The 13,856-nt window shown below is 65.6% G+C and carries 12 protein-coding genes; 8 read left to right on the top strand and 4 right to left on the bottom strand.

Annotated elements, in window-relative coordinates; all coding sequences use genetic code 11:
- Positions 1–86: 86 nt before the first annotated feature.
- The gene (locus tag ACQY80_RS08925) at positions 87–506 is read left to right on the top strand and encodes a DUF2497 domain-containing protein (protein ID WP_428685675.1); all 420 of its coding nucleotides are present in this window, start codon (positions 87–89) and stop codon (positions 504–506) included.
- Between the two features lie 135 nt (positions 507–641).
- Here ACQY80_RS08925 and nudC read toward each other — a convergent pair whose 3' ends face one another.
- The 3 genes from nudC to mutY are packed head-to-tail and all read right to left on the bottom strand — an operon-like array spanning position 642 to position 3,816.
- Positions 642–1,511, bottom strand: a complete 870-nt coding sequence (gene nudC / locus ACQY80_RS08920; protein ID WP_428685673.1) for an NAD(+) diphosphatase — start codon at positions 1,509–1,511, stop codon at positions 642–644.
- A complete protein-coding gene (locus ACQY80_RS08915; protein ID WP_428685671.1) occupies positions 1,511–2,800 on the bottom strand; it encodes a serine hydrolase domain-containing protein in 1,290 nt (429 codons plus the stop codon). The genes nudC and ACQY80_RS08915 overlap by 1 nt, the downstream gene beginning before the upstream one ends.
- Entirely contained in the window at positions 2,797–3,816 is a 1,020-nt protein-coding gene (mutY, locus tag ACQY80_RS08910; RefSeq protein WP_428685669.1) for an A/G-specific adenine glycosylase, read from the bottom strand. The genes ACQY80_RS08915 and mutY overlap by 4 nt, the downstream gene beginning before the upstream one ends.
- A gap of 26 nt (positions 3,817–3,842) precedes the next feature.
- On the opposite strand from mutY, the gene ACQY80_RS08905 reads away from it, so the two are divergent.
- From ACQY80_RS08905 to smc, 4 genes are all read left to right on the top strand, one after another.
- Positions 3,843–4,400: a DUF721 domain-containing protein gene (locus tag ACQY80_RS08905; RefSeq protein WP_428685667.1), complete on the top strand. Its 558-nt coding sequence runs from the start codon at positions 3,843–3,845 to the stop codon at positions 4,398–4,400.
- Between the two features lie 15 nt (positions 4,401–4,415).
- Positions 4,416–5,135 carry a thioredoxin domain-containing protein gene (locus ACQY80_RS08900; protein ID WP_428685665.1) on the top strand — a complete coding sequence of 240 codons (720 nt, stop codon included), beginning with the start codon at positions 4,416–4,418 and terminating at the stop codon, positions 5,133–5,135.
- Positions 5,136–5,198: 63 nt separating this feature from the next.
- Positions 5,199–5,945 carry a thioredoxin domain-containing protein gene (locus ACQY80_RS08895; RefSeq protein WP_428685663.1) on the top strand — a complete coding sequence of 249 codons (747 nt, stop codon included), beginning with the start codon at positions 5,199–5,201 and terminating at the stop codon, positions 5,943–5,945.
- Between the two features lie 136 nt (positions 5,946–6,081).
- Entirely contained in the window at positions 6,082–9,525 is a 3,444-nt protein-coding gene (smc, locus tag ACQY80_RS08890) for a chromosome segregation protein SMC (protein WP_428685661.1), read from the top strand.
- Between the two features lie 9 nt (positions 9,526–9,534).
- Here the strand turns inward: smc and ubiA are convergent, their stop codons facing one another.
- Entirely contained in the window at positions 9,535–10,443 is a 909-nt protein-coding gene (gene ubiA, locus ACQY80_RS08885) for a 4-hydroxybenzoate octaprenyltransferase (protein ID WP_428685659.1), read from the bottom strand.
- Positions 10,444–10,593: 150 nt separating this feature from the next.
- On the opposite strand from ubiA, the gene ACQY80_RS08880 reads away from it, so the two are divergent.
- From ACQY80_RS08880 to ACQY80_RS08870, 3 genes are read left to right on the top strand one after another with little or no spacing between them, the layout of a single operon-like run.
- A complete protein-coding gene (locus ACQY80_RS08880) occupies positions 10,594–11,265 on the top strand; it encodes a TadE/TadG family type IV pilus assembly protein (RefSeq protein WP_428685658.1) in 672 nt (223 codons plus the stop codon).
- Complete coding sequence (locus ACQY80_RS08875; protein ID WP_428685656.1) at positions 11,238–11,933, top strand: TadE/TadG family type IV pilus assembly protein; 696 nt, start codon at positions 11,238–11,240, stop codon at positions 11,931–11,933. Before ACQY80_RS08880 ends, ACQY80_RS08875 begins: the two co-directional genes overlap by 28 nt.
- 11 nt (positions 11,934–11,944) lie before the next feature.
- The gene (locus ACQY80_RS08870) at positions 11,945–13,819 is read left to right on the top strand and encodes a pilus assembly protein TadG-related protein (protein ID WP_428685654.1); all 1,875 of its coding nucleotides are present in this window, start codon (positions 11,945–11,947) and stop codon (positions 13,817–13,819) included.
- Positions 13,820–13,856: the final 37 nt, after the last annotated feature.

Genomic DNA, 13,856 nt, shown 5'->3' with positions numbered 1-13,856 from the left:
TGGCAAAGCCCGCCTCCCCCCGGTAGGATGATGGTTAACCGCCCGATCGGGGCGACCCTCCGTTCGTGGGGCATAAGGGGGCAGTAATGGGCGATTTGTCGCGAGAGCCGTCGATGGAAGATATATTGTCGTCGATTCGGCGCGTTATTGCACGTGACGAGGCCCCCAGCGCCCGCACCCAGCGTGCGCCCGCCGCGAATGAGGATGTCCTCGACCTTCACGACGAAGAAGACGATGCCGTCCCCGCGCCGGTAATTCCGACCGAGGAAGAGCTGGTCTCGGCCGCAAGCGCCGACGCCGCGCGCCAGTCGCTCGAAGCGCTCACCGCCGCAGTAAATCCCGCGCCCGCACCGGCACCCGCGGCTACCGGAACGCGGACGATGGAAGAGGTCGTGCTCGACGCGCTGCGCCCGATGCTCAAGGACTGGCTCGACACCAACCTGCCCGGCATGGTCGAGGCGATGGTGGCCAAGGAAATCGGCCGGATCACCGGCAAGAAGTTCTGAGCCTGATGATCCTTCCTGTCGCGCAGCGATGGGGAGGGGAACCGCCCGCGAAGCGGGTGGTGGAGGGGCGATGTTAAAGCCCCTCCGTCAGCGCTCCGCGCTGCCACCTCCCCATGGCTTCGCCACAGGGAGGAATTATTTTACCCAATCTTCCAGCAGATAGCGCGCGATCGCCAGCGGCGGCGGTGCCATGAAGCTTGCCCCCATATCGCCGCCGAGCGCGGCCAGCACTTCGGCGCGGTCGACCCACATCGCCGCTTCGAGTTCGGTCGTGTCGAGCGTCAGCGCGGGATCGAGCGCGCGGGCGCGGCAACCGATCATCAGCGATGATGGGAAGGGCCAAGGCTGGCTCGCCACATAGCTGACGTCGGCGACCTGAATGCCCGCTTCTTCGAACAATTCGCGCGCCACCGCTTCCTCGAGCGATTCGCCCGGCTCGACGAAGCCTGCAAGCGCCGAGAAGAATCCGGGCGGAAAGCCCGGCTGGCGGCCGACGAGCACACGGCCTTCATATTCGGCGAGCATGATGACAACGGGATCGACGCGCGGGAAATGTTCCGAGCCGCACTGACCGCATTTCCGGCCCCAGCCGCCACGGAATACGGCGGTCGGCGCCGAGCAGACGGCGCAAAAGCCATGCCGCGCGTGCCAGTCGACAAGGCTGCGCGCGCCGCCATAAAGCGCCGCCTCCTCGGGCGACAGCAGCGGCAGCAGCCGCATCACGGTGCGCGAGCGCGCGTCGATCCGCGCGCCCGGCGCCGGACCGCGAACGAACCGCGGCGCGCCCGCATCGTCGATCCCGAGCAGCAGCAGCGGCCGCTCGTCGGCCGGATCGAGCGGCTCCCAGAGCAGACCGCCACGCTCGCCCGGTACGAAATCGATCCCGTCCATTGCAAGGCAGGTCGCGCGCGGATCGGCCATCGTCGCCGCGAAGGCGTCCGGATCGGTGCGAAGCTGGTCGGCGCGGTCGAGCCGCGCGCCCGTGAACCCGAGTGGCAAGGGCATCAGCGCGCCATGGCGTCGGCGAAGAAGGCCTTACCGAAACCGCTCTGGAAGGGGAGCGCTTCGGACGGCATATATTGGGCATAGCCTCCGACGCGGTAGCCGCGCTTGCGATCGACGAAAGCGATCGTTCCCGCCGCACCGCCCCAGCCGTAAATCCCCTCGCCGGTGATCGAGGTCGGCAGCGAGACGCGCCCGCCCGCGCCAAAACCTTCGCCATCGACGAACGTGCCCCTGGTGTCGGTTCCCGCCGGAAGCAGGTTCGACATCGCGAGCTTCGCGGTCTCGGGCTTCAGGATGCGGACACCGCCGGTCTCACCCTCACCGAGCAGCATCGCGAGGAAGCGGTCGTAATCGCGCGCGCTCGAGACAAGGCCGCCGCCGCCGTAGGGAATCGGGGGCTTGTCGAGATAGATCGAGCTGGTCGCGGGATCGATCGGCAGCAGCGCCCCGCTGAACGGCGCATAGTTGGTCGAGAAGCGGCCGACATCGGCCGCAGCGACCTGAAACCCCGTGCTCTTCATGCCGAGCGGATCGAAGATGCGCGCCTTCAGGAACAGATCGAACGGTTGACCCGACACGACCTCGATCACCCGGCCGAGCAGGTCGAGCCCGACCGAATAGCTCCATCGCGTGCCCGGCTCGTAGACGAGCGGCAGTTTCGCGAGGCGGTCGGCGAAGGCGGCGAGGCTGGGTGCGGGCGTCGCGGGCGGGAAACCGGGGATCGGCAGCCGGCTGACCTGCCCACCGAGAATCCCCTGCTCGTTATAGGCGTCGCGCAGCGGCCCCTTCTGGACGATACCGTAACCGAGACCCGCGGTATGCGTGAGCAGGTGGCGCACGGTGATCGGCGTCTTCGCGTCACGCACGTCGCTGAGCGATCCGTCGGGAGTGTTCTGCACCTTCATCCTGGCAAAGGCAGGCAGGATGTCGGCAATCGGCTGGTCGAGCTTCAGCTTGCCTTCCTCGATCAGGATCATCGCGGCGATACCGGTGACCGGCTTGGTCATCGAATAGAGACGCCAGATCGTGTCGCCGTCGACCGCCTTCGTCGAATCCATCGCCTGTGTACCGGCGCCGAAGATGTCGGGCAGATCCTGTCCCTTGCCGATCGCGGCGAGGGTGCCGGCGAGCTCGCGCCGGTCGACGAAGCCTTTGATGAAAGCGGCGGTCGAGGGATAGAGCGCGGCGCCGTCGGCCTTCAACGCAAAGGCCGCGCCCGGAAGCAGCGCGCCCGCGCCGCCAAGCGCCATGCCGCCCAGCAGCGTCCGGCGCGAAACCATCATGTTCATGCAATCCTCTCCCGCATCTTGTCGGTCAGTTTTCGATAGAGCGTCGGCAATCCGGCCGCGTCAAGCGCCGAAAGCGGCCACCATTCGCCTTCCCCTGCGGCATGCTCGCTTTCGCGGGCAACCAATGTCAGGCGGAGGTCGAAATGCGTGAAGCCATGGTCGACATGGACGATCCCGGACTCGGACGGCGCCTCATCGCTCCACGCATCGCCCGGCAGCGCGCGCATTCCGCCGAGCATACCCTTGTCGGGACGTCGGACGAGCCAGATCGCATCGTCGCGCTCGATCCACCAGGCGATACCATAGCGCTGCGGTTTCGCCTTTTTCGGCGGCTTGACCGGCAGGCGCTCGATATCGGCACGACCGCGCGCGGCGCAATCGGCCATGACGGGACAGATACTGCAAGCCGGCGACCGCGGCGTGCAGATGGTGGCACCGAGGTCCATCAGCGCCTGCGCGAAATCGCCGGGGCGATCCTGCGGCACCAAAGGCGCGAGCGCGGTCTTGATCTCGCGCTTCGCAGCGGGAAGCGGGGTTTCGATGAGGCGGTGCCGCGCGATCACCCGTTCGATATTGGCGTCGACGACGATCGACGGGCGGCCGAAGGCAATCGCCGCGACCGCGGCGGCGGTATAGTCGCCGACCCCCGGCAAGGCGTGAAGCTCCGCCTCGGTATCGGGAAAGACGCCGCCATGCTCGGCCACGACCGTGCGCGCGCAGGCCAGAAGATTGCGCGCCCGCGCATAATACCCCAGCCCCGCCCATGCTGCCATGACGTCGGCATCATCGGCCGCAGCCAGATCCGCAACCGTCGGCCAGCGTTCCAGAAAGCGCCGAAAATAGCCTGCGACCGCCGCGACGGTCGTCTGCTGCAGCATGATCTCGGCCATCCACACGCGATAGGGGTCGGGTATCGCCTCCCTGCCCGGCGGATAACGCCATGGCAGATCGCGCGCCGACCGGTCGTACCAGCCGAGCAGGCGTGCGGCGAAATTCGGGGGACTCTGGACGCTCACCCCCTGCCTATGGCATGGCGGCGGCAATGGCGAAAGCGGACACTCCCGAGGGCGAAAAGCCCAAGAAGAAAGCGGCGAAAAAGCCCGAAGTGCGCAGCTATGAGCGGCCGCGCGGCGGCGAAGCACGCACGATCGCCGATCTGGTGCCCGAAATTGGCCGCACCGCCTTTCGCAAATTCGGCTTCGTTCAGTCATCGGTCGTGAGCCGCTGGCGCGAAATCGTCGGCGACCGGCTCGCCGACGTGACCCAGCCCGCGATGATCCGCTTTCCCGCCGGGCAAAAAGCCGGCGGCACCCTGCACCTGACGATCAGCGGCGCGCACGCCCCGATGCTGCAGCATGTCGCGCCCGACATCATCGCGTCGGTCAATCGCTTCTTTGGCTATGCAGCCATCGCGACCGTACGCATGACGCACGGTCAGGTGACCCCGGCCGCCCCCGTTCAGCAGCCGGCAATGCTGAAGCCCGTACCGACCGAACTGGGGGATAGCCTGCGCGACATCGGCGACCCGGAACTTCGCACCGTGCTAGAGCGCATGGCGGCAGGACTCGGGTCGGCGCCGAACATTCCCAAGATACGTTAGGAGAAAGACGGTCCCATGCCCGTTCGCGCTGCATTCCCGTTCCGCCGCCTCGCGGTCGCCGCGCTTGCAGGCAGCGCGCTCGCGCTGTTTGTCGCTGCAACGCCCGCAAAGCCGGTGACGCCCTGGGCGTCGAACATCAGCATCACGCCGGTCGGGGCGCACCTCGTCGGCAATCCCGACGCGAAGGTGAAGCTGGTCGAATATTTCAGCTATACCTGCAGCCATTGTGCCGATTTCGCCAAGCTCGGCTCGGCGCCGCTCAAGAGCCAATATATCGCCAAGGGCCTCGTCCTCTTCGAATATCGCAATCTCGTCCGCGATCCGGTCGACATGACCGCCGCGCTCCTCGCGCGCTGCGGCCCGGTGAGCGCGTTCGAGGGCAATCATCAGGCGATCTTTCTGGCGCAGCCGGTCTGGCTGACCAAGGTCGTCAAAGCGACCGATGCCCAGAAGACCAGCTGGTATCAGGGCGACACCGGCACGCGCGCGCGCAAGATCGCGGCCGATACCGGCCTTGCCGCGCTGATGCAGAAGCGCGGCTATTCACTCGCGCAGGTGAACGCCTGCCTCGACAGCGAGGTCGCGCAGGCCGAGGTTACCGGCATGACGAACATCGGCCTCGCCGCCGACCGCGTGCGCGGCACGCCGACCTTCTTCCTCAACGGCCGTGACGTTCAGGTCACCGTGTGGGCGGCGCTCAAAACGAAACTCGACGCCGCGCTGAAGGGCTCGTAAAAGCCCGGTCATGCAATCATTCGATACGATTTCTCTACCCATTTTTCTGGAGAAGACCCGACCATGACGAAGTCCCCCCTGCGCATCCTCCTTCTCGCCTCGCTCGGCGCCGTTGCGCTTGCCGGTTGCGGAGAAACCAAGACCGACCAGTCCAAGGAACAGGATGTCATCGCCAAGGTCGCGGCTCCTGCCGGCAAGACCTGGTCGCAGACCGTCGCCCAGACGCCCGACGGCGGCTATGTGATGGGCAACCCCGACGCGCCGATCAAGATCGTCGAATTCGCGTCGATCACCTGTTCGCACTGCGCGGCTTTTTCGACCGAGAGCCATGACGAGATCAAGCGCGACTTCATCGACACCGGCCGCGTGAGCCTGGAAGTGCGCAACTTCATCCGCGACCCGCTAGACGCCACCGCTGCCGCGATCATTCGCTGCGCGCCCGTCGACCGCTATTTCCCGCTGCAGGAAAATGTCTTCGCGTCGCAGGAAGAGCTGTTCGCGAACGTGAAGGGCAACGAAGCCGCCGGCGAAGCTGCGATGAAGCTGCCCCCGGCCCAGCGCTTCCCGGCGCTCGCCAAGGCGCTGAAGCTCGACCAGTTCTTCCAGTCGCGCGGCGTCACCGGCGACCAGATCAACGCCTGCCTCAGCAACGTCGATAACATCACGAAGCTGGAGCAGGGCACCAACGCCGCGGTCGAGAAGTTCAAGATCCAGGGCACTCCGACCTTCGTCATCAACGGCCAGGTCGCCGAGGGGATCGCTGCCTGGGGTCCGCTGCGCGATCACCTGCGCACCATGGGCGCGCGCTGACGCCTTTGCACGCTTGGGGGTAGGTCCGCCCTACCCCCTTGCGACTCCCCCTGCGGCGCGTCATGACGGTGCCAGGGGGATATGTGACACCAAGGTTGCACCAGCTCCGATTCGCCAGACTGCATGAGGTAGCTTCGTGCAGATAAAGCGGCTGCGCCTTACCGGTTTCAAATCCTTCGTCGAACCCACCGAACTCAGAATCGAACCCGGGCTGACCGGCGTCGTCGGCCCCAATGGCTGCGGCAAATCGAACCTGCTTGAGGCGATCCGCTGGGTCATGGGCGAATCCAGCCCCAAGTCGATGCGCGGCGGCGGGATGGAGGATGTCATCTTTGCGGGCACCTCGCAGCGCCCACCGCGCGATTTCGCCGAAGTCGCGATCCACTGCGACACCGAGGGCGGCGTGGTGGCGGGCCTGTCCGACGCGAGCGAGGGCCGCGACCTCGAAATCATCCGCCGGATCGAGCGCGGCGCGGGGAGTGCCTATCGCGCCAACGGCCGCGATGTGCGCGCGAAAGACGTCGCACTGATCTTCGCCGACGCCGCGACCGGCGCGCACAGCCCCGCGCTGGTCAGCCAGGGCAAGATCGCCAACGTCATAGCCGCCAAGCCGACCGACCGCCGCGCGATGTTGGAGGAAGCCGCGGGCATCGCCGGGCTTCACGTCCGCCGCAAGGACGCCGAGCAAAAGCTGCGGGCGACCGAAACCAATCTCACGCGCCTCTCCGAAATCGTCGCCGACATGGAGGTGCGCGCCAACGCGCTCCGCCGGCAGGCCCGCGCGGCGGAGAAATACAAGAAGCTGAGCGACGACATCCGCATCGCCGAGGGACGGCTGATCTACGCGCGCTGGCGCGATGCCGCAGCCGCCGCCGATCAGGCACGACGCGATGCCGATGCCGCCGAGGCTGCGGTGAAGACCGCGCAGGCCGAGCTCGAAACCGTCTCGGAGGCGCAGGTCGAGGTTGCGACCCGCGTCGGCGCCGCGCGCGCCGAAGCGCAGGCGCGGCGCGATTCGCTCGCCGAGGCTACCGCGACGCTCGTCCGCCTGCAGGGCGAAGAACGCGCAGCGCGCCAGCGGCTCGAGGATCTGGCGGCGCAGCAGGCCCGCCTTGCCGATGACCGGGCCCGCGAGGGCGAGTTCGCGCGCGAGGCGCATGCGGCGCTGACCGGGCTCGATACCGAAAGCAAGACGCTGGCCCGGGACATTGCGTCGCACGAGGCGAACAAGGCGGCGCTCGTCGAAGCCACTCAGGCCGCGCAAGCCCGTCTGCGCGATACCGAGGTCGCGCTCGCACAGGCACGCGCCAAGGCTGCAAGCGAAGCCGCCGACCGCCGCATCGCCGTCTCGGCGCGCGATACCGCCGAAGCCGCCGTGCGCCGTGTTGCCCACGACAAGACGCGCGTCGAGGCCGAGGTTGCCGCGCTCGGCGACAGCGCCGCGCTCGCGGCAACGCAGACGGAAAGCGCCAAAGCCGCCGTTGACGCCGAAGCTGCGATTGCGACGGCCGAAACCGCGTTGCAGGACGCCGAAGCCGACCGCGAAGCTACCGCCGCCGATCTTGCGGGCATCGAAGCCGGCTTGGCCGAAGCGCGCGCCGCATTGGCCGCGCTCGATGGCGAGGCGGCGACACTCGAACGCGCGCTGGCCGCAGCGAAGAGCGGCGATGACCGCATACTCGACCAGCTTCGCGTCACCCCCGGCCACGAAGCCGCGCTCGCCGCCGCGCTCGGCGATGACCTCGACGCTGGGACCGACAAAGCCGCTGCACGCAGTTGGGGCGGCGCCGACAAGGGCACGGCCGACCCCGCGATTCCGGCGGGAACCCGGCCGCTTGCCAACTTCGTGACCGCTCCCGCATCGCTTGCGCGGCGCCTCGCGCAGGTCGCGGTCGCCGAAACCGACACGGGTCAGCGGCTAGCGGTCGGCCAGCGGCTCGTCACCACCGACGGCGTGATGCGGCGCTGGGACGGCTTCGTCACCCGCGGCGACGGCGCAACCGCGACCGAGCGACTGCAACGCCAGAATCGCCTCGAAGAGCTTGCCGCACAGCGCCCGCAGGTCGAGCTGGGGGTGCAGGAGCTGCGCGACCGCCGGGACGCCGCCGCCGCGAGGGCCGGCGAACTGACTCAAGCCGCCGCTGCCGCGCGCAAGGCTCTCTCTGCGGCCGACGAAGCCCGCCGCACCGCACTCCGCGCCGCCGATCAGGCGCAGGCGGCGCTCGACCGTCACCGCGACGCCGCCGCGCTTTTCGACCGCCGCCTCGCCGAAATCGCCGACGCGGCCAAGGAGGCCGCCGAGGCGCTGGCCGCGCACGAGGCCGCACTGGCCGCGCTCCCCGACGACAGTATCGCCCGCGCCGCGCTCGATGCCGAAGAAGCCGCCACCGACCGCGCCCGCACCGACGCCGGCGAAGCGCGCGACGCGCTCGCCGCGCATGACCGGGCGCTGGCATCGCTCAGCGAGCGTCAGGCGGTCGTCACCGCCGAGATCAAGAGCTGGAAAGCCCGCGCCGGCGAGGCTGCGCGCCGCGTCACCGAAATGGACAAGCGCGCCGACGCGCTCGCCGCCGAAACCGCCAAGCTTGCCGACGTCCCCGAAAGGCTCGCCGCCGAACGCAGCGCTGCCGAGGCGCAGCAAGCGACCCTTCGCGAACAGGTCGCTGCTGCCGAAACGCGCGAGCGCGAAGCCGAAGCGGCGCTTCGCGAGGCCGAAACCGCGCTCACCGCGATCCGCGAACGCGTCGCGGGCGCGCGCGAAACCCGCGCCGGGGCGGTCGCCCGTTCCGAAAATGCCGAACTCCGCCGCATCGAAATGGGCCGCCTGTCGGGCGAACGCTTCGAATGCCCGCCCCCGCTGCTGCCCAAAAAGGCTGGCTTCGAGGAAGGGAGCGTCGGCGATGCAGCGCGCGAATCGGCCGATCACGACCGGCTGATTGCCGAGCGCGAGCGGCTCGGCCCGGTCAATCTGGTCGCCGCCGACGAACTCGCCGAACTCGACATCGAACGCGAGAAGAGCGCCGCCGAAATCGAGGAGCTGACGCAGGCGGTGAACCGCCTCCGCGGTTCGATCGGCAATCTCAATCGCGAAGGTCGCGTCCGTCTGCTCGCAGCGTTCGAGACGGTGAACGAGCATTTCCAGCGGCTGTTCACCACCTTGTTCAACGGCGGGCAGGCGCATCTCGAACTCGTCGACTCGGACGATCCACTCGAAGCCGGGCTCGAAATCATGGCGCAGCCGCCGGGCAAACGGCTCGGGACGCTCACCTTGCTCTCGGGCGGCGAGCAGGCGCTGACCGCAGTCGCGCTGATCTTTGGCCTGTTCCTCACCAATCCCGCGCCGATCTGCGTTCTCGACGAAGTCGATGCGCCACTCGACGATGCAAATATCGAGCGCTTCTGCGACCTTCTCGACCGTATGACGCGCGAGACCAGCACCCGCTATCTGATCGTCACCCACAATGCGGTGACGATGGCGCGCATGCACCGTCTGTTCGGGGTGACGATGATCGAAAAGGGCGTCAGCCGTCTCGTCTCGGTCGACCTCGGCGGCGCCGAGGAGTTGCTCGCCGCCGAATAGAGCGCAGCCCTAGGGCGCGCTGCCGACCACCAGCATCGCGGCAAAGATCAGCAGGCCCGCAAAGCGGTTGCTGCGGAATTTGGCGAGCGCGTCGGCGCCATTCGCGGGGTCGAGCGTCACGACCTGCCCGGTCAGATGCAGCGCCGCGGGAACGAGCGCGACGAGCACAAGCGGATCGGGCCGCACCGCCCACAAGGCCCCGCCCCAGCAGGCAAGCGCCATCGCATAACAGACCGCGACCCCGCCGCGGACATGGTCGCCCATCGCGCGCGCGCTCGACTTCACGCCGACGAGCGCATCATCCTCGATATCCTGCAGCGCATAAATGGTGTCATAACCGATCACCCACGCGATGCAGCCCGCATAGAGCAGGGGCAGGCCGAGGCCATCGCCGCCACCGACCGCGATCCAGCCGACCAGCGCCCCCCAGCTGAACACCAGCCCCAGCCACGCCTGCGGCCACCAGGTGATCCGCTTCATGAAGGGATAGGCGGCCACCAAGGCGAGGCTGCCGAGCGCGACGATCTGCGCCGCACGCGGCAGTTGCAGCAGCACCGCCAGCCCGACGAGCGACAGCAGCAGGGTCCAGAGCAGGGCATTACGCACCGACACGGCGCCGCTCGCGACCGGCCGCGACGCAGTGCGGGCAACCTTGGCGTCAAGGTTGCGGTCGACGATATCGTTATAGACGCAGCCCGCCCCACGCATCGCGATCGCGCCGAGCAGCATCCACAAGAATAGCGGCCAGTGGCTGACCGCACCGCCGCCGAGCGCGAGCCCGAAGGCGCACGGCCAGTAAAGCAGCCACCAGCCGATCGGCCGGTCGAAGCGCGCCAGCAACGCATAGGGGCGCACTGCGGACGGTAGCAGGGCAACGAAACCGCGAAGCTGGCTATCGGGGAGAGGGCTGGCAGTCATCAATGTGCAGCAGTTAGCAGGCGCCGCGCGCGCGATAAATGGTTGATTGGGCCGTTCGCCCCAAATTGGGCCGACCGCGCGAGTCCCAAATCGGAGCATTTACCAAATATGAACGCTGATTGTGGAAAATAGCTATGAGGAGGGCCCCACATGGCGATTTTGCGCAGTATCATTCGTGCCCGCAAGGCAATTGGCCCGCTGGGTAGGAATCTGTGGAAAAACCGTGCGGGCACCGCCGTGATGGAGTTCGCGATTGTCGGCCCAGCCTTCATCGCGCTCCTGCTCGCGATCATGTACACGATGCTCATCTACCTTGCACAGCAGATGCTGGAGACGGCAGCAGAGGGTGCGGGACGTCTGGTCCTGACCGGCTTCGTGCAAACAACAAAAGCACCCAACGGGACCGTCGGCCTGTCGGCCAGCGACTTCAAGAATGCCATTTGCAATGGCCTTTCCGGCACCAATCCCAACGGCGAAGCTGTTAGCACGCCCGCGCTTTTGCCACCGCTGCTCTCCTGCTCTCGGCTCACGGTGAATGTGACCACCGCGACCAGTTACAATGTGGCCAGCGGCGCTTCCCCGACATTCGTCTATGACAGCAAGGGTGTCCTGGTCTCGACCGGCACGGGCTATAATTACCAATCGGGCGGCAGCGGTAAAAACCGCATCATCGTCCTGCAGCTGATCTACCTGTGGCCGACCGGAAAAGGTCCGCTCGGCCTGAACCTGATCGACGAACCCAACGCCAATCGCAAACTCGTGGCAACGTCTGTGTTCACTACGGAGGACTATACATGCGACGCATCGCAGTCTTCATGCTGAGACGCTTCAGACAGAACACGCGCGGGGCGGTGATAGTGGAATTCGCGTTCTGCTTGCCGATCCTTGTACTCATGTATTCTGGCGGTGTTTTTCTGTCGGATCTCGTCGGCTGCAGCCGCAAGGTTACCGTTGCGACGCGATCGCTGGTCGATCTCGTCAGCCGGACGATGTCTCCGACCATCATTTACAACGACCCGGCAAGTGCCGACGCGACATCACATCTCAGCGCCAGCGCGGTTGTCTTGTCACCTTATAAGCTCGACAAGGCGACCGAGCAGATTTCGCTCGTCCGAGTCTGCGACGCGACCCGAGCCTATGTTGTCTGGACCAAGGCGCAGACACAAAATGCCAATGGCAGCACCGTAACCGTCAAGACCTCAACGCATACGGCAGGCACACTCCCTGCGAACGTGGCGCAATCGGTCAACAACGTCGTGACGATCCCAAGCAATATGGTCACCGCCGAGATGATTCCGGTTTCGCCGGACGGCTCGAACGTGTGCGGAAATCTGGCGCCGGGAACGAGCACCAAGACTCAGGTCGGTACGGCCGGCGGCTGGCTGTTCATGGGCACGATCACTTATAAATACTCGCCGTTTATCAGCTACCTCCCGCTCGCTGACAGAACCTTGAGCGATACGATCTACATGGTTCCCCGGCTCTACTAGGTGGAAATATTATGACCAAGATATTCCCTAAGTTCAGGCCTGCGGCTGCAGCCGCCCGGTTTATGACGCGGCTGAAATCCGATCAAAAGGGTGGCGTCTACATAATCCTGGGGTTTGCGATCATTCCGTTGACCTTCATTCTCGGTTTCGGGATCGACTACGCGCGCGCCATGAGCCTGCAGACAAAGCTGAACGCCGCGGCCGATGCTGCGGCGTTGGCCGCCGTCGCGCCACAGATGATTCTGCAGTCGAACGGCCAATCCAAATCCGCCGCCACCAACATGTTCAATGCCCAGGCCTCGCTGGAGACCGGATATCGCGATTTGAAAGTGACGCCCGTCGTTACGGACGGCACGCCTGGAAGCAACGGCGCGTTGGGATTTTTGCGCAAGGCCACTGTGAGCTATTCGGCCAAGTCGATAAACATGTTCGGCGGCATTCTGGGGGCCGACACGCTGACCGTTCGCGGAACCTCTACGGCCAGTGCAGCGCAGCCACCAAATGTCGATTTCTACCTGGCGATGGACAATTCGCCCTCGATGCTGCTGCCCTCGACTTCGGACGGCATCGCCAAGATCATCGCGGCGACCAAATCGACCTCGAAGCCTAGCGGCTGCGCCTTTGCCTGTCATGCGATGGTGCCCAAAAGCGACGGTATTTACGTCAGGGATACAAGCGCTCGCGATATTTTGCTCTCGACCGGATATTATACCGCCGGCTCGGGCAAGCAGAATGTCTGGTACCGTTACAAGACCTCATCGCCGGTCGAGCTTTTCGATAGCACCGGAACGACCATGAACTCGTCATCGACGGCGACCGGGACAACGACGACGAACGGAAAGACCGGAGACAAACGAGTCGACACGCGCACCGACACCGTGACGGCCACCAAATACACGATCACGAACGATAACAATAATGGTCCGGTCACGATCAACAAGGTCGTAACCACAACGCCGACCACCTACACGACCACTTACAAGTCCAACGGGTCCGTAAATAAAACGACGACCTCCCAGGGCACTGTCGTGACAGACACCACCACCCACGACACCGGATATTGGGCCGATGGCTATTGGTTGACCCACAATTATGGCCTGATCTATGGCAGCCCTTCGAAAATCGTCCTCCGCAAGGACGATGTGGTTTCGGCGGCGACGCAGTTGATTCCCTTCGCTTCGAATCAGGCGGCGCAATATCATGTCACCTATCAAGCGCAGATGTTTTCGTTCGACTGGACGCGACCCGGCGGCACGTCGCCCGTCAGGCAGCTCAATAGCCTGACGAACGTCAGCTCTTACGGCGGCGGTTTTTCGGCGGCCTCCATATTCCCGGCCGATGATTACTGGTGGAAGAATTCGGAGCCGACCAAGGGCAATAGCAACGATGACAAGGCGACGGATGTGGGCGGAATGCTCACGGTGATGCAAAACACCATTCCCGCCGCGGGATCGGGTGCGCCAGGCGCGACGCCCCAGAAGATTCTGTTCATCATCACCGATGGCATGCTCGATCAACCGAACGGGAGCGGCCGCTATTTCGGACCGATGCGGACCGGCACCAATTCCGAGATCGCGAAATGCACGGCCATCAAGGCCAAGGGGATCAAGATCGCGATCCTCTATACGCAATATCTGCCGGAATCGCTTGTCGGGGACTCCTGGTCCCAGACGAACATCGCTCCGTTCCTGCCCGCTCCGCCCTCTCCTTATCCGAATGGCAATGCGGGAAGTTCCGACAAGGTTCTGGAGAAGCTGCAAAGTTGCGCGTCCCTTGGCACCAACGGCTCGCCGCTTGTGCAGACCGTGACGGCCAACGACAATATAACCACGGCGCTTCAGCAGCTTTTCTCTACAGCGCTGCAGACCGCTCGACTGGTCCAATAAGGATCGGCTGAGGAAGTCATGTCGCTCCAGGATCCGA

The organism is Sphingopyxis sp., assembly GCF_965279755.1.
Classification (GTDB): domain Bacteria; phylum Pseudomonadota; class Alphaproteobacteria; order Sphingomonadales; family Sphingomonadaceae; genus Sphingopyxis.
Note: the sequence above shows the minus strand (reverse complement) of the source record. Positions and strands in the feature narration are given on the sequence as shown.